This is a genomic window from uncultured Veillonella sp. (genome assembly GCF_963543145.1).
In the GTDB taxonomy this organism is placed as follows: domain Bacteria; phylum Bacillota; class Negativicutes; order Veillonellales; family Veillonellaceae; genus Veillonella.
Window position 1 is genome coordinate 42299 of sequence record NZ_CAUTZP010000005.1, and the last position, 24917, is coordinate 67215.

Consider the following 24917-nt stretch of genomic DNA (forward strand, 5'->3'; position numbering starts at 1 on the left):
CCTCCTAGGCTTTCTTGCGGTCTGCAAGAACAGCCAGTAAAATAACAATACCTTTTACAACTTGTTGATAGAAACTGGAAACGTCGAGAATATTTAACCCATTGTTGAGGGTACCGATAATTAGGGCACCAATTAATGTGCCGACGATATGACCACGACCACCAGCAAGGCTTGTACCACCAAGAACTACGGCTGCGATAGCGTCAAGTTCGTAGCCTGCACCTGCTGTAGGTTGTGCAGAGTTAAGACGAGAAGTAATGATTGCACCAGCGATACCACAGAGCATACCAGTCAAAGCATACACGAAGATTTTAACGCGGTCAATCTTGATACCAGCAATGTAACTAACCTTTTCGCTACCACCTACGGCGTATGTTTTACGACCTAAGGATGTGCGGCTCAATACGAACCAGAGGGCGATGAAAGCTAGGAACATTGTGATTGCTGGAACTGGAAGGCCTGCAATATCCCCTTGGCCAAAGCCGTGGAATAGAGGATCTTGGGTAAGGCCGGAGATTGGGTTACCGTCTGTGAATACGAGCGTTGCACCACGGTAGATGGTCATGGTCGCCAAGGTAGCAATAAATGGAGCTACGCGGCCATAAGTGATAATGAGACCGTTAATGCCGCCCAATACAAGACCGGCACCGGCAGCTAATACGATAGCCAATACAGGGTCAGTACCAGTTACGATAAGCTGAGCCATCACTGCACTAGAAAGGGCAAGGATGGAACCAACGGATAAGTCGATACCGCCCGTTAAGATGACGAACGTCATACCAAAGGCGATGATCGCATTGATGGATACTTGGCGCAACAAGTTACGCAAGTTAGAGAATTCAAGGAAACTGTCGTTCATGACAGAGATAATTACAAATAAAAGGATGAGGCCGATGAGGGGGCCTAATTTTTTTACATATTGTAGCGCTTTGCTGTCCATTATTGTCCTCCTGTGGCTAATGTCATAATCGATTCTGGTGTTGCATCGCTGCGGTCCAAGATACCTGCTACGCGACCTTCATGAATGACCATAACGCGGTCGCTCATGCCCAGCACTTCCGGTAACTCAGAGGACACCATGATAATGGACACACCATCGTTCGTTAATTCGTTCATTAAATCATAAATATCACGTTTCGCACCGATATCGATACCCCGTGTTGGTTCGTCCATGATGATAATGGATGGCTTTTTACCAACCCATTTCGCGATAACTACCTTTTGTTGGTTACCACCGGATAGGGATGACGCCGGTTCGTGAATAGATTGTGTTTTAACGCCTAGTTTTTTAGACAATTCGTCAGCAAAGGAATTGAGTTTGCCCTTATCAAGTATATTAGATGGGCAAACTTCGCCAAGGCTCGGCAATGTAATATTGGAACCGATGGAGAAATCGAGGATCAAGCCTTCGCTTTTTCTGTTTTCTGTGATGAAAGCAATGCCAGCTTTGATGGCATCTTCTGGTTTTTTACAGTTGAGAAGGTCGCCGTTAACTGTTACGGTACCGCCATTATGTTTATCTACACCAAAGATGGCGCGCATGATTTCTGTACGGCCAGCACCCATGAGGCCTGCTACGCCGAGAATTTCGCCTTTGCGCAAGGAGAAGGAAATGTCGTTGTCAAAGCCTTCTGGTTTTAGCTTATCTACGCTCATGACCACTTCGCCTGGTATTGTCGTACGAGCAGGGTAGAACTCGTCAATAGAACGGCCTACCATGTGGCGTACCACTTCGTCTACAGAAATCTCAGCTGTTGGTTTTGTAATGATAGTGTGACCATCACGCATAACTGTTATCGTATCGCATTCACTAAATACCTCTTCCATACGGTGAGAGATATATACGATGGCAACGCCACGTGCTTTCATTTTGCGCATCATTTTGAACAATGTTGCCGTTTCACGCTCTGTGAGGGCTGCTGTTGGTTCGTCCATGATGACAACCTTTGCATCTAACATCAAGATGCGAAGGATCTCCGTCATTTGTTGGTGACCAACGGAGCAAAGGCCTGCCTCGTTTGTGAGTGGCAATTCGATGCCTAGTTCGCGACATGTATTTTCTGCCTCGGTGAGCATCGCTTTTTTATCGAGCATACCGAATGTATTGCGCTTTGGTCTCATTAAATATAGATTTTCTAACAATGTTAGATTTGGCCAAATATTGAGCTCTTGGTGGATGAAAGCCACACCGTTTAGCTCGGCCTCTCTCGGGTTCGGGAAGGTGCGCTCTACGCCGTCGATGGTGATTGTACCAGCATCTGCCTTGTGAATGCCCGTAAGGATATTCATGAGGGTGGACTTGCCGGCCCCATTTTCACCCATCAAGGCGTGAACCTCGCCCTCCTTAAGGGTAATACTTACATCGCGCAGTACTTGGTTCGTACCAAATGCCTTCGCAATGCCTGACATAACAATTTCCATAACTACTCCTATATGATTGGTGAAAGTATCTCTAATGTATGTAATAGATCTGATAGTTAGTTAAATTTTGTAAGCCGAGTCGCCTAATTCACAGGTTCGGATGCTTAATGTATAAAACTAGTTGGTTAAGCTATTGCTCTAAGGACGATCGCTGAAAATACAATCGGCGCGCAAGATAATGTTCGCATACGGAGATGCTTCACCAGTTCTAATAATGCATTTGCATTGTTTTGTGGCTTCTTTGAAAGCTTCATGGCTCGTTTCAATCCATTCGTATTGATTGGATGGGAAGGTAGACTCCAAGAAGTCATAAGCTTCAGGATTATGTTCCTTAATTTCCTTTGCCACATGGATGGCTTCGGATTTCATATGTTTAGCGATGATGGATACCACTTGTTCAAAGCTTGGTACCCCAAAATCTAAGGCTAAGTCAATTTTTTGAACCCCTTCAGGTACTGGCAAACCACAGTCAGAAATACAAATCGTATCTGTATGACCAAGATCTGCAAGAACCTTAGCGATATGGCTATTTAAAATGCCGTGTCGTTGCATGGTAAACTCCTTTTTATCGTTTCAATACATAAGGCTTTCTAAGCCTCACGTACTGATTTGTTAAATTTACTATATAGAGGGCGAAGGCCGAAGTCAGACCCGGCCGGCGGAGCTTTTAAAGTCCTGTTCCGTTCGTTACTGTTTAGCCAAGAATGCGTCGACCTCGTCCTTCGTAGGCATGCCGCCTTGGGCACCCAAACGTTGGATGGAGAGGGCAGCAGCTGCGTTGCCATAATGCAAAGCGTGGGCTAAGCTTTTACCATTAACGATAGCCGTTGCGAAGGCACCGTTGAAGGTATCGCCTGCACCTGTTGTATCTACTGGCTTAACCTTGAAGCCGGATACGGTGTGGATTTTGCCGTTGTCAGCGTAGCCTACACCTTTACTGCCAAGGGTAACGATGATTTTATTCTCATTAGCCAATAATGTTTGTTCTGTAGATTGGTTAGGGTAGAGAGCAGATAATTCATGCTCGTTTGGCGTAATATAGGTCGCCAATTCTAACCATTCAGGATTGAGGTCAGCCGCTGGAGCTGGGTTTAAGAGGACTTTCACATTAGCCTCGTGGCAACGACGTACGATGTATTCGATTGTGGGAATAGGAATTTCGTTTTGTACCAGTACGAGATCTGCTTGCTCGATAGCAGACCAAGCATTATCTACGACAGATTGATCTACCTTAGCATTAGCGCCAGGAATAACGATGATGCTATTGTCGCCTTCTGCTAATGTAATGTGGGCTGTACCTGTTGTAGTATCTGGAACTGTAACGATGTAGTCTGTATTGATATGATTTTCTTTCAGGTTATCCAGTATCATTTGGCCGTATGCATCTTCACCGATGCAACCAACCATAGTAACCTCTGCACCTAGACGTGCAGCTGCTACCGCTTGGTTGGCCCCTTTACCGCCATGTGCGATGTGCAACTCGTTGCCCATAATTGTTTCACCTGCAGTGGGGCGTTTGTCCGCGAGGACTACAATATCCATGTTGCAACTGCCTATAACAACAATGCGATTCATAATAACTCCTTAATCAGCCCTTGCCCTAAGTGGGACAGAAAACGGATATCAATTATCTTTATACATGAAATTTATGTTGCATATACAATAAATTGTATATATAAATATAATCGATGACCATAAAGGCCTTTAGTTTCACATACCTATAAGTGTATCTTAATCATTTATTAGTATAGCGTAAATAACCGACTTTATCTATATAAATAACTATAAAATATAGGAATAAGAAAAGGTATATCCTAAAACGGCCTTTCATGAGTAAAAATGTACTCGGCAGAAAAAGGATATACCACTTTAAAAGAGTAATATATTATAATCTAAAAAGACTACCCACAATAGTAGATAGTCTTTAATAATTTATACAGTTAGATATTAGTGAAAACTAGGTTTGTCGAAATGTGTACCTGGCTCACCAATACCGATGCTTGCGCGGTGGAATGGTGTTTCATCATCTACGTGTAAGATGTCGAAGATGGCTTTTACTACAGCTTCGCGTGTAACTTGGGCATCGTTGAATTGAACGCCTTCAGGGATGAGTTCATAATTCGTGTTTTCTGGATCGTTGTAGAGCCATGTGAGGCGCAAGATTGTGTAGTTTAAATTGGATTCGCGTAACACATTGCGTGCTTGACGCTCGCCTTGTACATAGCTAATCGGCAAGTTGTCGAAGGTCCATTTTTCAAGTGCTGCAGGGAATTCACCAGAAAGACCAGCCATAGAAAGTCCGATAACACGGCGTACATTTTTACGGCTCAATGCTTTCACAATAGCTGCCATATCACTGCCAGCCTCCATTGCACCTACGAAAACGATTTCAGCGTTTGTTACAGCCTGTTCTAATTTGGCAGGGTTTTGGAAAGAACCTTCGATGACTGTAACGCGTTCGTGTTCGAGGATTTCTGGATGCAAACGCGTAGATAATTGGCGACCATATAATGTAAGGTGCATATCTGTATATGTTAATAATGTAGCAGTCAACTTTTGTGCAATCTGGCCCGCGGCTCCTAGAATTGTTATGTATTTGTACATAAGTCCCTCCAATATTAATGTGATATTTCGTATATCATACCATATAATTACAAGTGTGACATGAAGAATACAGCATAAGATGCGCTAATGTTTGATTATTCTAGATGCCAAGGGGTGTTGTAAGTCTGAATCATATTGTATGGATGGATAAAATATATTACTATATGAACTATATATTATTATAATGCAATCTTATATGGTGGAGGCCCTATGAATATAATCAATAAACGGCGAAGCATACGAAAGTATAAAAATATACCTGTAAACAAAGAAGATCTTCATACCATTTTACAAGCAGGCTTGCTAGCACCTTCTGCTAAACATAGACAACCTTGGAAGTACTATGTATATACAGGGACGGCAAAGGAACAGATTCTGTCCTGCATGGAACAGGGATTACAGAGAGAAGAGGGTGAAGAGGCTGTTTTACCAACCTTTCGCTATTGCTTACCTGATGCGTTTAATACATTACGTATTATGAATGAAGCGCCCGTTGTAATTATGATTGAGAATACCAATGGTTCATCGCCGTATGAACCAATTGATGTGGCGCAGCGCATTTCAGAGATTTCTGACTCCTTAGCTATCGGTGCATCTGTAGAAAACATATTGTTGGCGGCCACTGAGTTAGGCTATGGCACATTATGGATTGCCAATACATGCTTTGCGTATCCCGAACTAGTCGATTATATGAATCTGAAAGGACAGTTGGTGGGAGCCATCGCATTAGGTGTGCCTGATGCGGTACCGTATCAAAAACAGTGCAAGCCATTTGATATGGTCGTAGAATTTAAAGAGTAAAGGTCACATGAAGTAAAAGATATTACAATGGGTGTGGCTAAAGAAATCAAAGAAACCGCGTGATGATAAAAACTTGGAAGATTAAGATTGGAAATGACTTAATATCCTTAAATGGATGTTAGGTCATTTTTTTTTTAGAATAGACGGTGAAGCAAATACTTTCTAGTGTTATACTTGTAATGTATAGTTTTATTTTGGACGTATGTTGTGTATCGATAATGGAGGGAGTGAAGGTATGTCAGAAGGTCCTTTTTTAACACCAAGAGAGCAGGTAGAGCATTGTATTAATAAAGGTATTACGTTTCATAATATTTCTGAAGTGGAATCAGAACAATATTTAGTTGAGAATAACAACTATTTTAAAATTAGAGCCTTTAGAAAGAATTTTTTAAAATCTACAAAAACTGGAAAATATGTAAATCTAGATTTTAGCTACTTAATTGATTTAGCATGTATTGATAATAGATTGAGACGAATCATGTTAGAAATGGCTATTGGGATTGAGCATTTTTCAAAAGTTCATTTATTATCTGCCTTACAACAGAATAATATTGATCCATATGATGTAGTTGAGGATTATATGAATCAGCTAGAGGAATCTAATTTTGAACAACTGCAGCATGACTTATGGAAAAATAGTGGTAGCTTATATTGTGGTAATTTATATGCTAAATATATTGAGAATCAAAATAAACGTTGTCCTGTATGGGCTTTTCTAGAAATGATTTCTTTTGGACAATATTTATACTTCTATAAATATTGTGCAGACTTATTGAAAAATACTGAGATTACAGAACGATTATACTTAATGTATACCGTTAAAAGCCTACGTAATGCATGTGCTCATAATAATTGTATTATCAATGATATAAATTCTAAACATAATAAACGGATTAATGCTGATTTGGGGCGTGAGTGCACTGCTTTTATACGGTCAGCATCTAGCAGACGTAGACATTTGGGTCATATTTCTACATATCAAATCTTAACTACAATGTATGCTCATCAGAGAATATGTACTAGTAATGGGGTTCATCGACATATATGCGGTGAATTAGATGAACTTAAGAAACGCTTTTTCCGAGATAATGATTATAGATTACATGATAATATAAAATCTACATTTAATGTGCTTATTAGAGCTATTGACACATGGTTCTGTATAAGGTAATATTTAGATACATAGAAAAACCATTTTTGGTTTCAAGCGGCAGCATCGTTAATTCGGTGTTGCTTTATTTTTTATATTGGCGCGCACAGGGACTTTTTGAGTGTGTATATAGTAGATTTGGATATATGGCATAGGATTTTCTGATTTTAATATATTTCGATAGTATATTAAAATATTGATAAGGGGCTACTTAGGTAGCCTCTTTCTTTTATATAAATGGAAAGTGTATAAAATTATTTTCTTCATGTTTATGTATTAATTAGGTGATTGTACATTAACATTACGGATAGCCTCTAGACTTTCACAAATCCTCGAAGAGTGATAAAATATAGATTATATATTCATTTTTAGAAAAGAGGCTATTATGGAACGGATTCAAGATCTTGTGTACACGCATGTGCAGGGTGGCCAGTTTAGATGGGTCACTGTCAGCACATTGATGCTCGCATTGGGCACGATTCTGCATTTGGTGAGCCCTAGTGTGGCTGGGGTAACGCCGAACTGGACGATTGCTACATACTGCGTAGCTATTTTATTGACTCGTCCTAGTTTGAGTCAAACGTTGGGGATTGGCCTTGTGGCGGCCCTCATCAATGTTTTGACATCTAAGTCAGCATTCCCGTACGGCAACTTGTTGTCTGAACCAGGTGGTGCGTTGACAGCAGCTCTCGTAACGCGCGCTATGTTGTCCGTGAAGTTCCGCAAAATTGGTGGCTTTGATTTGACGCCAATCCTATCTGGTTTCTTGGCGACCGTTGTATCTGGCGGTATCTTCGTTACTATTTTGTGGAAAGTGTTGGGCTTGCCAGACAATGTATACATGTATGGTATGTGGCCCATGGTTCTTATCGTAGGCGCTTTGAACGGTGCCATTACGCCAATCTTGTACATTCCGGCGCAACGTTTATTCTCTAAACGAGGCATGTTGCCAAGCACAGATCAATTGACGTCTGACCATAGTCATATGACGATCTTACCTGAGCGCCAAGCAAAGATTTCCATTGAGCATGTAAACTATTACCATCCAAAGGCGACTACGCCGTCCCTTAAAAACATCAATCTCGATGTACATGAAGGTGACTTTTTAGTGGTAACAGGTCCTGCAGGTTGTGGTAAAAGTACCCTTTGCATGGCCATGGTAGGGGCTGTGCCTAAATTCTACGGTGGACGCCTTGAAGGCATGGTCTTTGTAGATGGCAAAGCGACTACGCAAATGGAAATTCCTGAACTGGCAAACCATATCGGTGTCGTTCTCGCCGATTACGATACACAGCTCGTAACGATGACAGTTCGTGAGGAAGTGGCCTTTGCCATGGAAAACCGCGGTTATGACCGTGAAACGATTAAAGAACGATCTCAAACCGTATTTGAACAAGTGGGTCTCGTTGGTTTAGAGGACCGCAAAATTACTAGCTTATCCGGTGGTCAACGCCAACGTTTGGCGATTGCTTCCGTTTTGGCTACAAACCCAACTGTACTTGTGCTTGATGAACCAACGAGCTCCCTCGACCCAGATGGGACTGCAGAATTATATCGTCTCGTAGGTGATTTGAACAAGAAACACGGTATTACCGTTGTTGTTATTGACCACGACTTACATGCTGTATTGCCGTATGCAAACCGCATGGCTCTCATGGTGGATGGTTCTATTGCATGTGATGCGGACGTACCAACTACACTTCGTTACATGTATGAACACAATATTCACGTAGATGCGTTGCCATCCGTGTTCACTACGTACATGGAACTTGAACAAGCAGGCTTCCACAGTGATGAGCCTTGGCTTAGCATCGAGTCTGCTATTAAGGGCTTGCACCAAATTGAAATGGCTCACGCTATTCAAAAAGAGGTACATGGTGAAAGCAGCTCTACAGCCAATCAATCTAATACGGTAGAAAATAAACAACCAATTCAACGCGTTGATGATGTACAAGGAAAGGACGGTGGCGCTCATGCTTAAGGTTGAAAATATCCGCTTTGGCTATGTGCCATCTGTAGACATCTTCCGGAATGTGACTTTCACCATCGAAGGCGGCGAATATATCGCCATCGGTGGTCGCAACGGTTGTGGTAAAACGACTATCACTCGTTTGCTCGTTGGTCTTGAAAAATCTAGCGAAGGCCGCATGTACTATAACGGTACTGACATTACGTCTATGCCGCCATCTAAACGTGGTCAATTTATCGGCTATGTATTCCAACAGCCAGATCGCCAAATGTTTAGACCAACAGTCGCCACTGAGGTGGCGTTCGGCCCTGAGTCATTAGGCCGCAGTAAATCCGAAGTAAAACAAATTGTTGATGAAGTGCTAGAGCGCACAGGTATCGCTCACTTGCGTGAAGCATACCCTCCAACATTGCGCCGCGGTGAAAAGCAACGCGTTGCCATCGCTTCTGCACTTGCAATGCAATCTAAAATCCTCATCCTCGACGAACCAACAAGTGGTCAAGATGGTAAGGAAACTAAAGAGCTGCTAGCTTTATTGCGTCAACTCAATCAAGAAGGCATTACGATCCTTCTCATTACACATGATATGGAAATCATGGCTAGCGAATGTAGCCGTGCACTCATCATGGGTAACCAAACAGTTGCCTTTGATGGCAGTCCAGAAGAATTATTCAAGAAGTCTACGGACGAATTGCAAGACCTAGGCCTTACAAAACCGCCTAGTGTGGAACTTTCACTAGCGGTACCATCCCTAGGCTATTGCAAATCCATGGATGAATTGAAATCTAAGTTAGTGGCTCAGTTGAGCGGAAAGTAGGAGGGATATATGGAACGTTTAGTACCGTTAACAAAAATCTTGATGACCCTCGCCGTATCTGTGTGGGCCATTCTATTGCGCGACTGGGTATCTCTATTGGTCTTAGTCGTTGTAGAACTCGGTGTGTTATTTGCAGCTGGTTTGCTATTTAAACAACACAAAGCCGTATTAGCATTGACTAGCTTTGCCGTATTCCTTGGTATCATCCAATTTATCGGTAGTGGCGACGTAACATCTGCCGTCGTATCTGGCTTGCGTATGCTCGCTATGACCCTTGTATTTATCTGCTTATTGGCGACTACAAAATTGCAAGACCTTACAGCCGCTCTCGTAACACAATGCAAAATTCCTTATGAATATGCATTTATGTTCACTGCTGCGCTTCGCTTTGTACCTGACTTTATTGCTGAAAGCCATGCCGTACAAGAGGCACAAGCTTGCCGTGGTCTATCCTTAGAAGGCAATTTCTTGAAGCGCATGAAATCTTACGCATCTGTGATCCAACCATTGCTTTTAAAATCCTTGGGACGCTCTGAAACAATGGCGTTGTCCTTAGAACTACGTGGCTTTGGTGGCCCTACACATAGCTTCGCAACGTCTGTAGGTTTGAAAACTATGGACTACGCTGTGATTGGCGCTTTGATTGTTATTACAGTACTTTTATTCGCAATTGTGTAATAGATAGAACTAGGCAAATTCATAGCGTTAATAGTGTTATAATTCAGTTGAAGAGTACGGGGTATCTTAATTGGTACGCCTGAAAAGGCACCTAGAAAGGATTAAATTTCTAGGTGTCTTTTTAAACATATAAGTAAAATAAGAGCTTTTTACTTATATATACTTCAAAATGCATAAACTGAGTGGTAAAAAACGTTGTTTTTACCACTCAGTTTTGTTATATTGAGGGTATAGAGGTAAAATTTACAATTTTTACATTTAATGGGTTGTGAAAGGTGAAAAGCTATGTCATATGAACCTTTATATAAAGTGTTTTATAAATGCGAAGAAAAGTGGCAAGAGCTTCTTGATGCACGATATGCATCTGAAAATACGCAACATATAAATATATCAATAGCACAAATCAATAGAAAAAAGAGTTTTTCTGCTTTTTTTATGTATCATAAGGATATTCTTGATGTAATGATCCAATTGGAGCGGAAACATTCAGCTTTTTTAGATTTATTAAAGCAAGTTCCATTAATTATGCACCCTCACTTACTAAACACATTCTTGGTAGAAGAAATCAAGGCTAGTAATGATATTGAAGGTGTTCATAGTAGCAGAAGAGAAATTCAAGAGGCTATTGATACAAATATTACTGAAGTAAAAAGGTTTAGTAGTATTGTTTCAAAATACAGAGATATATTAAATACATCAGGGAAGAAGGAATTTTATATAAATGAAGATATTAGGGCCCTATATGATGAGTTAGTATCAAATGAAATTGAAGAGAAAAATAAACTAGATGGAGCGATTTTTAGACGCGACTCTGTTTCAGTTTATGATGGTTATGATAGAGAGATTCATATAGGAACTACGCCGGAATCACAAATTATCAAACTTATGACCATAGCACTAGAATTTTTGAATAATGATGAGATACAATTACCAATTCGTGTGGCGGTATTTCATTATATGTTTGGGTATATTCATCCTTTTTATGATGGTAATGGTCGTGTGAATAGGTATATTTCTTCTTCGTATTTATCAAAGGAGTTTCATCCATTGGTAGCCTTGCGTTTATCTGCTTTAATAAAGGCTAATCGTTCTAAATATTATAAAAGCTTTGTTAATACTACGTCAGAACGCAACGGAGGCGATTTGACTCCTTTCATTATTCAGTTTTTAACCTTTTTAGTTGATACAGTTGATAATTTAAGTGAATTGCTTAATACACGGTTAGAACGATTACGTAATGCCTGTGATCAATTAGATCAGTTTTTTATCAACCAAGGAATTACAGATGAACTTGTTAGAGATATATATTACATCTTATTACAGACATCTTTATTTATGATTGGACCAGGAATAACTAGAGAAGAGTTATGGAAAAATTTAGGTAAGAGTAAAAAAACCGTGTATGAACGTATTAAACATATACCACGTGAACATCTTAAAGTTCAAAAAGTAGGTAAAACAGAGCATTTTAAGTTAAAGAGATCTATATTGAGTTCTTCTCAGTAATCTATGAAAGAAGAGTTACTATGAATAATTTAAATATTCGTCGTGCTAGAATTGATGATGTACCTCCTTGTTTAGATATTTATAATCACGAGGTTGTAAATGGCGTGGCCACCCTTGATCTTGAACCTCGTACGCTGTCAGAGTGGCAGGAGTGGTTTGAGGCACATCAAACGTCTGAGCACTGCATTTTTGTAGGGATTATAGATGATATTGTGGTAGGCTATGCATCGCTTTCACCATATAGAACGAAGGATGCTTTCAAAAGCACCGTAGAATTATCAATCTATATCCATCAAGAATATCGTGGCAAAGGTGTGGCGTCTAAGTTGATGTCCCATGTATTAGACCATGCAAAATCAACTGACGCATTACATACGGTGGTGTCTGTTATTACTGCTGGAAATGCAGCAAGTACAGCACTACATGAACGGTTTGGCTTTACCTATTGTGGTCTAACACCTCAAGTTGGTTTCAAACATGGTAAATATCAGGATACCGAAACATACGCATTATTGGTATAATAAAACGTAGATAATAATACGGTATATAAATTGGATATATTAGTTAGATATATTAGTTAGATATATTAGTTAGATATATTAGTTAGATATATTAATCAGATATATTAGTTAGATATATTAATAATGTACAGGTGATAGATAAGGGTTCGCTACGGGTTAGGGCGAATAGGGTGATTGAATGAACATGAAAGATGAACGGCAGTTCGTTGGCTATAGTAAGTATCGTAGCCGACTTGTGGACGGTCATGTACATACAGAATTGTGTCCCCATGGTAGTGGAGACCGCACTGCGTTGATGATTGAAAAGGCCATCGAGTTGCGTATTGAAAAGGTATGCCTCACTGAGCATGCGCCATTGCCTGCGGCCTTTGCAGCTGAGTATGGTGGTGACCAAAAGGCTTATGATACGGCATCTTTGAAATTGAACCAAGTAGATTCCTATCTAGAATTAGGTCGTCAATTACAACGTGCTTATGGCACGCATATCGATATCTCCCTCGGCTTTGAAGTCGATTATATTCCGGGCTTTGAGACGGATATTCAAGAGTTCCTGGACCGCTATGGTCCGTTGACGGACGATAATATTTTATCCGTTCACTTTATGGAAGGCGTTAATAATGCCTTTTACTGCTTAGACTATAGCCCTCAGGAATTTGAAAAGGGCTTTGGTCCGTGGATTGAAAAGCAATATGAGTTATATTACAAATATTACTCTACCGTGCGCCAAGCCGTACGTGCTGACCTCGGTGAATATACGCCAAAACGAATTGGTCACTTTGATTTAATTAAGAAATACCAACACCACTTTGGCTTTGAGCATCACTTAGATCGCCGCAATGCGCAAGTTGTAAGCGATATTTTGCATATCATGCGCGTACAAGGTCGCGAGCTAGACTACAACATGAGTGGCTTCTTCAAACCAGACTGCCGTGAAATGTATCCAAGCCGTTTCATCCAAGGTATGGCTGCCGTTATTGGTGTGCCATTTGTACTTGGCTCTGATGCACATAGCGTAACGGATATAGAACGCGTTTGGGGATAATAGCAGTAGGCCTATACTTTGATCCGCTCTTTGTAACATGTGGATGTAAGTCATAGGCGGATTATCTTTATATTAATAACGTGAAATTATAACGGTTCTATTGACAATTCTATAGAACCGTTATATCATAATTTCATACTTTAATTAGGTAAAGTGATAAAATAGAAAAGCATCGATATAGATAGAAATTTTCTCATAGTAAATAGAAGGTTCATATAATACATTTAAAACTAGTTATATAATGCTTTCACAGATAAGAGAATTAATAAGACGAAATGATAGAAAGGATGTTTACGATGGTACAGCAGCAATTACCTACGGGGTTCCGTGATGATATAGGGGCCGTAGCAGAGCGCAAGGATGATGTGAGCCAATATGTGCTCGGTCTATGTCGTAGCCGCCAGTACACAAAGATCTCTACGCCTCTTGTGGAGTATAAAGATGTATTTAATGGCTATGCAATGGGGCGCGGTCAGCATATGTACGAGTTCATGGATAGTTCCGATGAGTCCGTCGTAATTCGTCCTGATTTGACCATGCCAATCGGTCGTTTTCTGGCGACCACCAATATTGAACTACCTCGCACCTTCTATTACTTAGGTGATGTGTTCATGAAAAATAAGAAGCATCGCGGCGATGTGAACCAAGTAACACAAGGCGGCATTGAGATGGTTGGCTATGAAGGAATTGAAGCCGAACAAGAGTGTTTTGCCATTATTAAAGAGGTAAACGAAACGCAGCTTGGTAATAACTTATTGCTTGAGATTGGGGATGCTCGTTTTTCTCGTGCTATCACCGATGCGCTAGGCCTTAGTGATGAGGAAAGAACAGAGCTATTAGATGCTTTGTTTACTAAATATTTACCTCGTTACAACGAGTTGATTTCCGACTTTAAAAATAGTGCGCTATATCCATTCTTAACTGTATGGCCTCGTCTATTTGGCACGGTTCAAGATATTAAGGATGAGCTTAATCAAATTATCTTGCCAGCAGCAGCGCAACGCATTCTAGATAATCTCGTAGATATGGCTAACCAAGTGGAACAAACAGGCCAACAGGTTCGCATTGATGTGTCTACAGAGCCGCTTCAATCCTATTACACAGGCCTCACCTTTAGAGGCTACGTGGACGGTGTGTCCCAATACATCGTCAGCGGTGGTCGTTATGATGGCTTGCTATCTAGCTTTGATGGTACACCGATGCCGGCCGTTGGTATGGCTTTTAATATTGATGTGTTGACCGATGTAACCTTGAATGGTGAAAGCAACAATCAAGATAATGGTAAATTGCGTATCGCTTTGACTAAGGGCCGCGTAGAGAAGGATTTCATTCCTCTCTTGGAGTCCTGTGGCGTAGACTGTGAGCCATTGCGCAACAAGGCGCGTAAGCTCATCATTTCGCTTGGAGACTCCATTGAGGTAATCCTAGCAAAAGGGCCAGATGTAACAACGTACTTGAAAAACGGTGTAGTAGACCTCGGCATTGTCGGTAGTGATGTACTAGACGAACAAGATGATACAAGCTATGAAATGCTGGATCTACAAACTGGTAAATGCCAATTTATCTTGGCCTCTCTTGCAGGCTATGACCCTAAAGAAGGGCGTCGTCAACGTATTGGCACGAAATATCCAACCATTACAAAACAGTACTTTGGGGCTCAAGATGTGGAAATCATCAAAATTGAAGGCTCCGTAGAATTGGCTCCCTTAGTAGGGCTAGCAGATGCCATTGTAGATATTACAGAAACAGGCACAACCTTACGGGAGAACAACTTAGAAATCTTTGACTGGTTACAAAAGATTTCTACGCGCTTAGTAGCGAATCCATTGGCGTTAAAACAAAAGAGAAATACCATTTTTAAACTTATAGATCAGCTTTCAGAAGAAATTAAATAATAAGATGTAGAGCGAATCATATATCCGGCTAGCAAGATTTAGAATTAATAGCAGATAAAACTATTAATAGCAGATAAAACTATTGCTATATGGAATGAATAATAGAGCTAACCAGTGATACGGATAGCTTAAGTAGGAAGAAGGACATTTGATGAAAATTTATAAGGAATCACTAGATGCGATGCTTAGTATCGTGCGAGATTATACACAACAAACTACAGATATGGAGATTGAACGCCGCGTGTACGATATTATCGCTGACGTTCGTACCAATGGTGACGGGGCGTTAAAGGCGTATTCTGAAAAATTCGATGCCGTTACTATCGAAGACTTCAAGGTGCCTCAAGAGGAAATCGACGCCGCTTATGAGTCCTTATCTGATGATTTGAAAGCTGCCTTATTAAAGGCAAAGGCTAATAGCACTGAGTTCCACAGTCGTGAAATTGAGCAAGGTTTTGTGGATATGGATACACCAGGCATCATCCGTGGCCAAAAGGTGATTCCATTGGCTCGCGTTGGCCTCTATGTACCTGGCGGCACAGCGGCGTATCCTTCTACAATCATTATGACTGCGTTGCCAGCTAAAATCGCAGGGGTTAAAGAAATCGTTATGGTCACACCTCCTCAAAAGGATGGTATCAATCCTGCTGTATTAGGTGCGGCAAAGCTTGCCGGTGTTGATGCGGTATACCAAGTTGGCGGTGCTCAAGGTGTGGCGGCCCTTGCGTATGGTACTGAAAGCATTCCAAAGGTTGATAAAATCGTAGGCCCTGGCAATATTTACGTAGCCACTGCAAAACGCCAAGTATTTGGTCAAGTCGATATCGACATGATTGCAGGTCCTAGCGAAATCGGTGTTATTGCCGACGACAGTGCTAACCCAGTTCACCTTGCCGCAGATCTTTTGTCCCAAGCGGAACATGATCCTCGGGCGCGCGCTATTATGGTGACTACTAGTGAAAGCTTGGCAAATGCCGTATCTGACGAGGTAGAACGTCAATTAAAATTGTTACCTCGTGAAAGCATCGCCCGCCCAGCTATTGAAAATAATAGTTATATTGCTGTTATGGATAGCGTTGAAGATATGTTCACCGTAATGAACGAAGTAGCGCCAGAGCATTTGGAGATTCAATTGCCAGACCCAATGAACTATATGAGCCTTGTTCAAAATGCAGGCTCTGTATTCCTCGGCGCTTATGCATCTGAGCCATTGGGCGACTACGTAGGCGGTACAAATCACGTATTGCCTACAAGTGGTACAGCACGCTTCTCATCTCCCCTTGGTGTATATGATTTCGTAAAACGTACATCCTTTACACAATTTACAAAAGAACGGTTAGAAGAAGTAGCAAAACATATTACAACATTAGCTCGTACAGAAGGCCTTGAAGCCCATGCTCGCGCCATCGAAGTACGTTTTGAAAAATAGATTTGGAGTATAGAGGTCGTTATGATACGCACAGGTACGGTGCAACGCACCACTCAAGAAACAGATATTAAAGTAGAACTTACCCTTGATGGGGCACAAACGAGCTCCATCTCCACAGGAATCGGCTTTTTTGACCACATGTTGACGCTATTGGCGAAACACGGCCGCTTTGGCCTTGTAGTAGAGGCAAAGGGCGATACCTACGTAGATGCTCACCACACTGTGGAGGACATTGGATTGGCCTTAGGTCAGGCGTTGGTGAAAGCCCTTGGCGATAAGGCAGGCATCGAGCGTTACGGTGATGCATGGGTTCCTATGGATGAAGCACTAACACAGGTTGTAATCGACTTGAGTGGTCGTCCATACCTTGTGTTCCAAGGCGAATGGAGTACCCCAGTTCTTGGTGGCAACTTTGAAACAGAGCTTGTAGAGGATTTCTTCCAAGCACTAGCCATGAGTGCCGCTATGAACTTACATGTGCGCAATATATATGGTCGCAACACGCACCACATCATTGAAAGCATGTTTAAGGCTACAGGCCGCGCATTGCGCAAGGCCGTTACTATTAACCCAGATATTCAAGGAGTAAACTCTACAAAGGGCGTCATTTAATAAAGGAGAACCTATGATTTTTCCAGCTATAGATTTACAAGATGGTCGCAGCGTTCGCCTCTATAAAGGTGACTTCGCACAGGAAACGGTTATCAATCCAGATCCGGTGGACCAAGCAAAACAATATGAAGCAGCTAATGTTGGTGCACTCCACCTCGTCGATTTAGACGGTGCTAAGGCGGGCAAGCCTGTTAATGTGGACATTGTAAAAGCAGTGCGTCAGGTTTTCACAGGTATCCTTGAAATCGGCGGTGGTATCCGCGATAAAGCAGCCGTTGACCTCTATCTAGGTTTAGGCGTAGACAGAGTTATCTTAGGCTCTGTGGCCCTCAAAAATCCTGAACTTACGAAACAGGTTATCGCTGAATACGGTGCAGAGCGCATCGTTATTGGTGTAGATGGTAAAAATGGAAAGGTCGCTGCTGAAGGTTGGCTCGATCAATCCGATGTGCCTATGACCGATTTGATCGGTGCCATGATTGAAGGGGGCGCAAAGTATTTCATCGTTACCGATGTGGACCGGGACGGCACTATGCAGGGGGCTAACGAAGACTTGCTCGGTGATTTGCAAAAAGAATTCCCTACAGCTCGTATTGTTGCGTCTGGTGGCGTTCGTAATTTAGAAGATATTAAATCCCTTGAAGCAAAAGGCGTCATGGACAGTATCGTCGGTAAAGCCTTGTATGAAGGAACGATTACATTAAAGGAAATTGCTGAGTATAACCAACGATAAAATAGAAATGATAGAAATATGTCTGCTTAAAAGTCAATTTTGTATGGAATGACAGATGAAATACAACAGATGAAATAAAATAGATGAAATACAACGGACGAAATAAAACAGACGATATAAATTGAGATACACTTCATAGAAAGGAAATGTATGTTAGCGAAACGGATTATTCCGTGCCTAGATGTGGACGATGGGCGCGTTAAAAAAGGGGTTAACTTTGTTAATCTCGTAGATGTAGGCAGTCCCGTAGATATTGCGGCCTCTTATGAGCAGCAACAGGCGGACGAGCTCGTATTTTTAGACATTACTGCTACCGTAGATGCACGGACCACCATGCGCGACGTGGTGCAAGAGATTTCATCCCAAGTATTTATGCCTCTCACCGTTGGTGGAGGTATCAAGAGTGTTGAGGATATGACGGCTTTGTTGAAAGCTGGCGCCGATAAGGTGTCCTTGAACTCTGCAGCCCTTGCCAATCCTGAACTTATTTCAGAAGGGGCTCAAAAGTTTGGCAATCAATGTATGGTAGTGGCCATCGATGTGAAAACAGATGAAGAAACGGGTGAATGGTATGCCTATACCCATGGCGGTCGTAAGCGTACCGATTGGAAAGCCCTAGACTGGGCTAAGGAAGCCGTAGCTCGCGGGGCCGGAGAATTGCTTGTAACGAGCATGGACAAGGACGGCACAAAATCTGGCTTTGATATCGATTTATATAAGGCTATTGAGTCTGTAGTGAATGTGCCTATCATTGCATCCGGCGGGGCAGGTGCGGTGCAGGACTTTGTAGACCTATTTGAGCAAACCGGCGTTACTGGTGCACTGGCGGCATCTATCTTCCACTTTGGAGAAATTAAAATCCCAGATCTTAAAGAAGAGCTACGAGCTCACGGAATTACTGTACGATAAAGTTGTTTTCACTAATTGGAGTATGGTAACGGTATTACATATTGATAGTACGGTAAAGGAATTAAATGTTGATAGTACGGTAAAGGTACTAAATATTGATAGTACGATATAGGTACTAAACATTGATAGTATGGTAAGAGTACTAAATAAAATATTGAACATAGAAAACATTACTTTTATTAAAGGATTATACTATGAAACCTGATTTTAAAAAGGGAAACGGCTTATTGCCAACGGTTGTGCAAGATGCGGACACAAAGGACGTGCTCATGGTGGCGTGGATGAACGAAGAAAGCTTTCACAAAACACTAGAGACAAAGGAAACGTGGTTCTGGTCTCGTTCTCGTCAGGAGTTATGGCATAAGGGTGGTACCAGCGGTAATGTGCAGCATGTGGTAAGTATGGCCCTCGATTGCGATGGAGATACCTTGCTCATTCAAGTCAAGCCGGAGGGTCCTGCGTGTCACACGGGGCGCACAAGTTGTTTCTTTAATGATGTGGATTGGAGTTAAGCATGGCACAGCAAACATTGAACGAATTATACGAAATTATTAAGAACCGCAAGGCTCAGCCAAAGGAAGGTTCTTATACGAATTATTTATTCGACAAAGGGCTCGATAAAATCTTGAAAAAGGTCGGCGAAGAGGCAACAGAGGTTGTAATCGCTGCCAAAAATGAAGACCCTCAAGAATTGATTTATGAAACAGCAGATGTATTGTATCATTTGCTCGTATTACTAGCAGAGAAAAATATTCCTTACGAAGCTATTGAGGCAGAACTTGCTAGCCGTGAAGGGGTAGTCAGCAAAACTACGGATCGCCCAGAGATTACAAATTTATAATGTACATCGTAGTATGATTTTGGATAGATTCATATGAACTTGAATAGATTAAGATGAGGCTGGACCGATTTAGATACGTTTGGACCAATTTAGATTAGTTTCGACGAGTTTATATGCATAAAGAAAATAGTTAGAAAGGATAGCTTATGAAAGAGATAATTCGCACGTTAAAACCTTATATACCTGAGGAGCCTGCTGCGGCGGTAAAGGAACGCCTCGGTGTGGACCGATTGGTGCGTTTGTCTGCCAATGAAAATCCATACGGCACCTCTCCGCTGGTAAGAGAGGCTATCCTTAGCTATGTCACACATAATGATGCTAATTATTACCCCGATGGGAACGCCACGGATTTGCGCATGAAATTAGCTGATTATTGGAAGGTACAACCTGAGCAACTCGTTATTGGTGTAGGCCTTGATGAGGTCATCGCCATGGTCAATAAAACTTTGATTAGTGCAGGTGACTCTATCGTGGTCAGTGTACCAGCCTTTTCCGAGTATGCCTTAAATGGTCTCGTAGAAGGTGCTGAAATTCGCGAGGTGCCAGCTAATTTTGAAACAGGACAATATGATTTTTCAGCTCTTGTGAAAGCCGTCGATGAAACGACACGCCTCGTGTGGATTTGTAACCCCAACAACCCAACTGGGACCTACGAGTCCGTAGAAGACATTCGTAAATTCGTAGCAGCAGTGCCAAAGGAAACACTAGTTATCGTAGACGAGGCTTATATTGACTTTGTTACATCTGTCGCAATTCCTACAGCACGTGACTTATTAGATGAGTTCCCTAATGTAGCTATCATGCGAACCTTCTCGAAGGCATATGGTCTTGCCAATTACCGCGTAGGCTACATGATGACTCCTTTAGAATTGGCAAACTATATGCAAACCATTCGTTTGCCTTATAATCTCAATACATTGTCCCAAGTGGCCGCAGAAGCCGCTTTTGATGATCAACAGTTCTTGGCGAGAACAGTATCCCAAAATGCAGAGGAACGGGCTAAATGGGAGGCTCTATTTGATGAACTAGGGATTCATTACTATAAAAGTGAAGCGAATTTTATATTCTTTGAGGCTCCTGATGCGGATGCGAATGGCCTCGCTGATGCATGGCTGAAAGAGGGATACCAAGTGCGCCGAGGTCAACGAGATGGTTGGTTGCGCCTTACCATACCGATGGCTCAAGATGGAGATGTAATGCGTCATATATTAAAACAATTCATGAATTAATCATTAAGAATATATCACTTATACTAATAATTTGAGCGTTTTGATATCGAATTTCATTCTATAGAATGGAGTTTAGCTTTTACGCAATCTATAGGCAGGACTTTTTTTTTCTTTTGACGAATATATATATCGAAAACAACGTGAATGCGTGAATGTTTGAGCCCTAGTTTTTTCTCTAGGGCTCATTAAGGCGGTTGAAAGGAGTTTACTATGATTGCCATTATAGATTATGACGCAGGGAACACATTTAACGTCCAGAAAGCGTTAGCCTACATCGGCCTCGATGCAGTGCTAACAGCGGATCCTAAGGTTATATTAAACGCTGATGGCGTTCTCTTGCCTGGTGTAGGCGCGTATGCATCGGCTGTAGCGGTTCTAAAAGAGCGCGGTTTAGTCGATGTACTTCATGAAGTAGTAAAGCGAGAAATTCCACTATTAGGTATTTGCTTGGGGATGCAATTATTATTTGAGGAATCCGAAGAGTACGGCCCAACTCCAGGACTTGGTCTTATTCCTGGTAAGGTAAAAGAAATTCCTCGCGACCTTGGGCTTAACGTGCCTCATATGGGCTGGAACAAGAACGTAGTTCATCACCCTGACAGTGCTTTCAGCAATGTGGACGATCAATATACCTATTTCGTTCATTCCTATTATGTAGATACAGATCCTGAATATATCATTTCCACAGCTAACTATGGTATCGATGTACCTGGTGTAGTTGAGCGTGGCAGAGTATATGGCATGCAATTCCATCCTGAAAAAAGTGGTATTGTAGGTCTGAACTTGTTGCGTACATTTGGTAATATTACAGAATCGTATGCAGCATCTAGAAAATAGGAGGGCGACTAAATGTTAGCGAAACGTATTATCCCTTGCCTTAGTGTAGCGAATGGTCGTGTACAGAATGGCGTACAGTTCCGCGATATGGTTGACGCAGGTGATCCAGTAGAATGTGCAGAACGTTATGAAATACAAGGCGCCGATGAACTTGTATTGTTAGATATTACGGCGACCACGGAGGGCCGTAAGACCTTTACTGATATGGTACTCAAGTCATCTGATAAGGTATTCATGCCGCTCACAGCAGGCGGTGGCATTACGTCTGTTGAGGATATGACGCAGCTTATGAAAGCTGGTGCTGATAAGGTTTCCATTAATACGGCGGCTTTGGCTAATCCATCCCTTATTACAGAAGGGGCTAAGAAGTTCGGTAACCAAGGCATCGTCGTATGCCTTGATGTAAAGTATAATCCATTTGAAAAGGTATGGTATGCCTATGGACATGGATCTTCTAATGATGAAGGGGCGCAACGTAGAAATGCTCTTGAATGGGCGAAAGAGGCCGTAGAACGCGGTGCAGGTGAATTGTTGGTAACGAGCATCGACAGACATGGTACAGGCCTTGGCTTTGATATTGAATTATATCAAGCGTTAGAAGAAGTGGTAGATGTTCCTGTAACAGCTTTCGGTGGTGCAGGTAATGTACAGCATTTTGTGGATTTATTTACAAAAACTAATGTAACAGGAGCTCTTGTTGGTGCGTTATTGCATAATAAAGTATTAACTATAAAAGACATTAAGAAGTCTCTCCACGAATCTGGTATCGTCGTAAGACAATAGGTGAAACCTTCTAAATACGATAATTAAGGCATTTTTCTATAAGGGAAATGCCTTTTTGTTATGCCTAAAAGTTATAGAGGGCTTTCAAAATGACTAAATAGTAATTGACACTCCTTTGATTAGTTATACAATGAAAGTGTAAGTACTAACATTTTTACAAGCCAAAGTGGCATGGAAACATAAGTTTTATCAGCAATTTCATATACTCCATGTCACGAAACAAATGGAGGTGTTTATATGGTTATGAATGGTATTTACTTAGTTATTGCCTCCGCGTGTATTCTGATTTTAGCGTACCGCTTTTATGGGGCTTTCATAGCGGCTAAGGTGTTGACTTTGGACCAATATCGTCCGACACCAGCTATGATTCACAACGATGGTCACGACTACGTGCCAACTAACAAATGGGTAACCTTTGGTCATCACTTTGCAGCCATTGCAGGTGCAGGTCCTCTCGTAGGCCCAGTTATTGCAGCCCAGTTCGGGTATTTGCCTGGTGCATTATGGATCCTTATCGGTTCCGTATTAGCCGGCGCTGTACATGACATGGTTATCTTATTCGCTTCTGTTCGCTATGACGGTAAGTCTATCGCGGATATTGCGCGCGAAGAAATCAGTAAAGTAGCTGGTTTCGGTGCTATGCTTGCTACCTTATTCCTATTGGTTATTACCCTTGCTGGTATGGCCGTAGTAGTAGCAAACGCATTGCATAACTCTCCTTGGGGGTTCTTTTCCGTATTCGCTACAATTCCAATTGCTATTTTTATCGGTATTTATTTAAAATGGTTGCGTCCTGGTAAAATCCAAGAGGCTACTGTCATTGGTGTAGCGTTAATCTTCGCAGCTATCATTTATGGTCCAAACGTAGCGGCTAGCGAATATGCGTCTTGGTTCACATACGACTTGCAAACTATTGAAATTATGCTTGCCGTGTATGGTTTCTTTGCAGCAGCATTGCCTGTATGGTTATTGCTTGCTCCTCGTGATTACTTGTCTACATACCTTAAAATCGGTACTATTGGCGCCTTGGCTCTCGGTATTATCATCGTAATGCCTGAAATTCAAATGCCAGCTGTTACTCCATATATCTGGGGTGGTGGTCCTGTATTGAAAGGCTCTGTATTCCCTTACATCTTCATTACTATTGCATGTGGTGCTTTATCTGGTTTCCATACAGTAATTGCTACAGGTACAACTCCTAAAATGCTTACTAATGAAAGAGAAATCTTACCTATCGGTTATGGTGCGATGTTAACAGAAGCCTTCATCGCTATGATGGCGTTGATTGCTGCGACTGCATTGCATCCAGATGATTACTTTGCTATTAACTCCACAGTAGAATCCTTTAAAGCACTAGGTCTTCAAGTTCATGAATTGCCAGCATTGTCCGCAATGGTTGGTGAAGACTTGATGCACCGTCCTGGTGGTGCCGTATCCTTAGCAGTAGGTATGGCTCATATCTTCTCCAGATTGCCTAATATGGATCACTTGATGGGTTATTGGTATCACTTCTGTATCATGTTCGAAGCCTTGTTCATCATGACTTTGATCGATGCTGGTACTCGCGTAGGTCGTTACTTACTTCAAGAATTATTAGGTCATTTCCATCCTAAATTCAACGACCAACACTGGGCTCCTGGCGTATATGGTTGTGCAGCTTTGATATGCGTATTGTGGGGCTACCTAGTTCTACAAGGTAACATCGGTACTATCTGGCCTCTATTTGGCGTATCTAACCAATTATTAGGTACTATGACATTGGCTGTAGGTACTACGGTTATCATGCGACTTGGCCGCAAACGCTATGCATGGGTTACAGGTATTCCATGTGTCCTAATGGCTATCGTTGCGATCGCTGCAGATTATGAAAACGTATTCTACAGCTACATTCCTGCTGGTAAATGGATTTTAGTAGCCTTCAGTGCTGCTATGTTCCTCATGATTCTTATCGTATTAGTAGAAGCAGTTCGCAGCTGGATTCGCTTGTCTAACATTCCTCAAGACTATCGCACTCAAGCTGAAATTGAAGCTGAAAGCCTTGTAAAATACGGTAAACAAGCAAAAGCATAATAGCTTGTTGCATCAAATATCTAAAAGAGCACTCGTTATGAGTGCTCTTTTGTTTTTTTACCGATGAGTA

General features: G+C 41.7%; 24 protein-coding genes. 19 read left to right on the top strand and 5 right to left on the bottom strand.

Features of this window, described 5'->3' with window-relative positions; translation table 11 throughout:
* Nucleotides 1-4: 4 nt before the first annotated feature.
* The 5 genes from RWZ05_RS03665 to RWZ05_RS03685 all read right to left on the bottom strand — a co-directional run bounded on the left by RWZ05_RS03665 (nucleotide 5) and on the right by RWZ05_RS03685 (nucleotide 5025).
* Complete coding sequence (locus tag RWZ05_RS03665; RefSeq protein ID WP_314642212.1) at nucleotides 5-940, bottom strand: ABC transporter permease subunit; 936 nt, start codon at nucleotides 938-940, stop codon at nucleotides 5-7.
* Nucleotides 940-2421, bottom strand: a complete 1482-nt coding sequence (locus RWZ05_RS03670) for a sugar ABC transporter ATP-binding protein (protein WP_314642214.1) — start codon at nucleotides 2419-2421, stop codon at nucleotides 940-942. Before RWZ05_RS03670 ends, RWZ05_RS03665 begins: the two co-directional genes overlap by 1 nt.
* Nucleotides 2422-2559: 138 nt before the next feature.
* Nucleotides 2560-2973, bottom strand: a complete 414-nt coding sequence (gene rbsD, locus RWZ05_RS03675; protein ID WP_314642216.1) for a D-ribose pyranase — start codon at nucleotides 2971-2973, stop codon at nucleotides 2560-2562.
* 135 nt (nucleotides 2974-3108) lie between these two features.
* Nucleotides 3109-3996, bottom strand: a complete 888-nt coding sequence (rbsK, locus tag RWZ05_RS03680) for a ribokinase (protein WP_314642218.1) — start codon at nucleotides 3994-3996, stop codon at nucleotides 3109-3111.
* A gap of 372 nt (nucleotides 3997-4368) precedes the next feature.
* Nucleotides 4369-5025 carry an NAD(P)H-binding protein gene (locus tag RWZ05_RS03685; RefSeq protein WP_314642220.1) on the bottom strand — a complete coding sequence of 219 codons (657 nt, stop codon included), beginning with the start codon at nucleotides 5023-5025 and terminating at the stop codon, nucleotides 4369-4371.
* Between the two features lie 210 nt (nucleotides 5026-5235).
* Between RWZ05_RS03685 and RWZ05_RS03690 the strand changes: the two genes are divergently transcribed.
* The 19 genes from RWZ05_RS03690 to RWZ05_RS03780 all read left to right on the top strand — a co-directional run bounded on the left by RWZ05_RS03690 (nucleotide 5236) and on the right by RWZ05_RS03780 (nucleotide 24847).
* A complete protein-coding gene (locus RWZ05_RS03690) occupies nucleotides 5236-5826 on the top strand; it encodes a nitroreductase family protein (RefSeq protein ID WP_314642221.1) in 591 nt (196 codons plus the stop codon).
* 235 nt (nucleotides 5827-6061) lie between these two features.
* Nucleotides 6062-6997: an Abi family protein gene (locus RWZ05_RS03695; protein ID WP_314642224.1), complete on the top strand. Its 936-nt coding sequence runs from the start codon at nucleotides 6062-6064 to the stop codon at nucleotides 6995-6997.
* 364 nt (nucleotides 6998-7361) lie between these two features.
* Nucleotides 7362-8957, top strand: a complete 1596-nt coding sequence (locus RWZ05_RS03700; protein ID WP_314642227.1) for a tryptophan transporter — start codon at nucleotides 7362-7364, stop codon at nucleotides 8955-8957.
* The gene (locus RWZ05_RS03705) at nucleotides 8950-9762 is read left to right on the top strand and encodes an ABC transporter ATP-binding protein (protein WP_314642229.1); all 813 of its coding nucleotides are present in this window, start codon (nucleotides 8950-8952) and stop codon (nucleotides 9760-9762) included. Before RWZ05_RS03700 ends, RWZ05_RS03705 begins: the two co-directional genes overlap by 8 nt.
* Nucleotides 9763-9771: 9 nt before the next feature.
* The gene (locus RWZ05_RS03710; RefSeq protein WP_314642231.1) at nucleotides 9772-10440 is read left to right on the top strand and encodes an energy-coupling factor transporter transmembrane component T; all 669 of its coding nucleotides are present in this window, start codon (nucleotides 9772-9774) and stop codon (nucleotides 10438-10440) included.
* A 285-nt stretch (nucleotides 10441-10725) separates the two neighbouring features.
* The gene (locus RWZ05_RS03715) at nucleotides 10726-11946 is read left to right on the top strand and encodes a Fic family protein (protein ID WP_314642233.1); all 1221 of its coding nucleotides are present in this window, start codon (nucleotides 10726-10728) and stop codon (nucleotides 11944-11946) included.
* Between the two features lie 20 nt (nucleotides 11947-11966).
* Entirely contained in the window at nucleotides 11967-12467 is a 501-nt protein-coding gene (locus RWZ05_RS03720) for a GNAT family N-acetyltransferase (protein ID WP_314642236.1), read from the top strand.
* Between the two features lie 178 nt (nucleotides 12468-12645).
* Nucleotides 12646-13509: a histidinol-phosphatase HisJ gene (hisJ, locus tag RWZ05_RS03725; protein ID WP_314642238.1), complete on the top strand. Its 864-nt coding sequence runs from the start codon at nucleotides 12646-12648 to the stop codon at nucleotides 13507-13509.
* A gap of 296 nt (nucleotides 13510-13805) precedes the next feature.
* The gene (hisG, locus tag RWZ05_RS03730) at nucleotides 13806-15404 is read left to right on the top strand and encodes an ATP phosphoribosyltransferase (protein WP_314642240.1); all 1599 of its coding nucleotides are present in this window, start codon (nucleotides 13806-13808) and stop codon (nucleotides 15402-15404) included.
* A 151-nt stretch (nucleotides 15405-15555) separates the two neighbouring features.
* Entirely contained in the window at nucleotides 15556-16833 is a 1278-nt protein-coding gene (gene hisD, locus RWZ05_RS03735) for a histidinol dehydrogenase (protein ID WP_314642243.1), read from the top strand.
* 21 nt (nucleotides 16834-16854) lie between these two features.
* A complete protein-coding gene (gene hisB / locus RWZ05_RS03740; protein ID WP_314642246.1) occupies nucleotides 16855-17445 on the top strand; it encodes an imidazoleglycerol-phosphate dehydratase HisB in 591 nt (196 codons plus the stop codon).
* Between the two features lie 13 nt (nucleotides 17446-17458).
* Nucleotides 17459-18178 carry a 1-(5-phosphoribosyl)-5-[(5-phosphoribosylamino)methylideneamino]imidazole-4-carboxamide isomerase gene (gene hisA, locus RWZ05_RS03745; RefSeq protein WP_314642249.1) on the top strand — a complete coding sequence of 240 codons (720 nt, stop codon included), beginning with the start codon at nucleotides 17459-17461 and terminating at the stop codon, nucleotides 18176-18178.
* Nucleotides 18179-18328: 150 nt separating this feature from the next.
* Nucleotides 18329-19087 (top strand): imidazole glycerol phosphate synthase subunit HisF, encoded by a 759-nt coding sequence (gene hisF, locus RWZ05_RS03750; RefSeq protein ID WP_314642250.1) that lies wholly within the window; start codon nucleotides 18329-18331, stop codon nucleotides 19085-19087.
* 194 nt (nucleotides 19088-19281) lie between these two features.
* Nucleotides 19282-19599 (top strand): phosphoribosyl-AMP cyclohydrolase, encoded by a 318-nt coding sequence (gene hisI, locus RWZ05_RS03755; protein ID WP_314642251.1) that lies wholly within the window; start codon nucleotides 19282-19284, stop codon nucleotides 19597-19599.
* A gap of 2 nt (nucleotides 19600-19601) precedes the next feature.
* Nucleotides 19602-19928: a phosphoribosyl-ATP diphosphatase gene (gene hisE, locus RWZ05_RS03760; protein WP_005387497.1), complete on the top strand. Its 327-nt coding sequence runs from the start codon at nucleotides 19602-19604 to the stop codon at nucleotides 19926-19928.
* A gap of 146 nt (nucleotides 19929-20074) precedes the next feature.
* Nucleotides 20075-21157, top strand: coding sequence for a histidinol-phosphate transaminase (gene hisC / locus RWZ05_RS03765; RefSeq protein ID WP_314642252.1), 1083 nt, complete (start codon nucleotides 20075-20077; stop codon nucleotides 21155-21157).
* Nucleotides 21158-21367: 210 nt separating this feature from the next.
* Nucleotides 21368-21994, top strand: a complete 627-nt coding sequence (gene hisH / locus RWZ05_RS03770; RefSeq protein ID WP_314642254.1) for an imidazole glycerol phosphate synthase subunit HisH — start codon at nucleotides 21368-21370, stop codon at nucleotides 21992-21994.
* A 12-nt stretch (nucleotides 21995-22006) separates the two neighbouring features.
* The gene (gene hisF, locus RWZ05_RS03775) at nucleotides 22007-22777 is read left to right on the top strand and encodes a HisA/HisF-related TIM barrel protein (protein WP_314642256.1); all 771 of its coding nucleotides are present in this window, start codon (nucleotides 22007-22009) and stop codon (nucleotides 22775-22777) included.
* Nucleotides 22778-23014: 237 nt separating this feature from the next.
* Nucleotides 23015-24847 carry a carbon starvation protein A gene (locus RWZ05_RS03780; protein WP_314642259.1) on the top strand — a complete coding sequence of 611 codons (1833 nt, stop codon included), beginning with the start codon at nucleotides 23015-23017 and terminating at the stop codon, nucleotides 24845-24847.
* Nucleotides 24848-24917 lie beyond the last annotated feature (70 nt).

Excerpts from the sequence above, each read along its gene's own strand:
- RWZ05_RS03665 (WP_314642212.1), bottom strand. The coding sequence starts at position 940 with ATGGACAGCAAAGCGCTACAATATGTAAAAAAATTAGGCCCCCTCATC.
- RWZ05_RS03670 (WP_314642214.1), bottom strand. The coding sequence starts at position 2,421 with ATGGAAATTGTTATGTCAGGCATTGCGAAGGCATTTGGTACGAACCAA.
- rbsD (WP_314642216.1), bottom strand. The coding sequence starts at position 2,973 with ATGCAACGACACGGCATTTTAAATAGCCATATCGCTAAGGTTCTTGCA.
- rbsK (WP_314642218.1), bottom strand. The coding sequence starts at position 3,996 with ATGAATCGCATTGTTGTTATAGGCAGTTGCAACATGGATATTGTAGTC.
- RWZ05_RS03685 (WP_314642220.1), bottom strand. The coding sequence starts at position 5,025 with ATGTACAAATACATAACAATTCTAGGAGCCGCGGGCCAGATTGCACAA.
- RWZ05_RS03690 (WP_314642221.1), top strand. The coding sequence starts at position 5,236 with ATGAATATAATCAATAAACGGCGAAGCATACGAAAGTATAAAAATATA.
- RWZ05_RS03695 (WP_314642224.1), top strand. The coding sequence starts at position 6,062 with ATGTCAGAAGGTCCTTTTTTAACACCAAGAGAGCAGGTAGAGCATTGT.
- RWZ05_RS03700 (WP_314642227.1), top strand. The coding sequence starts at position 7,362 with ATGGAACGGATTCAAGATCTTGTGTACACGCATGTGCAGGGTGGCCAG.
- RWZ05_RS03705 (WP_314642229.1), top strand. The coding sequence starts at position 8,950 with ATGCTTAAGGTTGAAAATATCCGCTTTGGCTATGTGCCATCTGTAGAC.
- RWZ05_RS03710 (WP_314642231.1), top strand. The coding sequence starts at position 9,772 with ATGGAACGTTTAGTACCGTTAACAAAAATCTTGATGACCCTCGCCGTA.
- RWZ05_RS03715 (WP_314642233.1), top strand. The coding sequence starts at position 10,726 with ATGTCATATGAACCTTTATATAAAGTGTTTTATAAATGCGAAGAAAAG.
- RWZ05_RS03720 (WP_314642236.1), top strand. The coding sequence starts at position 11,967 with ATGAATAATTTAAATATTCGTCGTGCTAGAATTGATGATGTACCTCCT.
- hisJ (WP_314642238.1), top strand. The coding sequence starts at position 12,646 with ATGAACATGAAAGATGAACGGCAGTTCGTTGGCTATAGTAAGTATCGT.
- hisG (WP_314642240.1), top strand. The coding sequence starts at position 13,806 with ATGGTACAGCAGCAATTACCTACGGGGTTCCGTGATGATATAGGGGCC.
- hisD (WP_314642243.1), top strand. The coding sequence starts at position 15,556 with ATGAAAATTTATAAGGAATCACTAGATGCGATGCTTAGTATCGTGCGA.
- hisB (WP_314642246.1), top strand. The coding sequence starts at position 16,855 with ATGATACGCACAGGTACGGTGCAACGCACCACTCAAGAAACAGATATT.
- hisA (WP_314642249.1), top strand. The coding sequence starts at position 17,459 with ATGATTTTTCCAGCTATAGATTTACAAGATGGTCGCAGCGTTCGCCTC.
- hisF (WP_314642250.1), top strand. The coding sequence starts at position 18,329 with ATGTTAGCGAAACGGATTATTCCGTGCCTAGATGTGGACGATGGGCGC.
- hisI (WP_314642251.1), top strand. The coding sequence starts at position 19,282 with ATGAAACCTGATTTTAAAAAGGGAAACGGCTTATTGCCAACGGTTGTG.
- hisE (WP_005387497.1), top strand. The coding sequence starts at position 19,602 with ATGGCACAGCAAACATTGAACGAATTATACGAAATTATTAAGAACCGC.
- hisC (WP_314642252.1), top strand. The coding sequence starts at position 20,075 with ATGAAAGAGATAATTCGCACGTTAAAACCTTATATACCTGAGGAGCCT.
- hisH (WP_314642254.1), top strand. The coding sequence starts at position 21,368 with ATGATTGCCATTATAGATTATGACGCAGGGAACACATTTAACGTCCAG.
- hisF (WP_314642256.1), top strand. The coding sequence starts at position 22,007 with ATGTTAGCGAAACGTATTATCCCTTGCCTTAGTGTAGCGAATGGTCGT.
- RWZ05_RS03780 (WP_314642259.1), top strand. The coding sequence starts at position 23,015 with ATGGTTATGAATGGTATTTACTTAGTTATTGCCTCCGCGTGTATTCTG.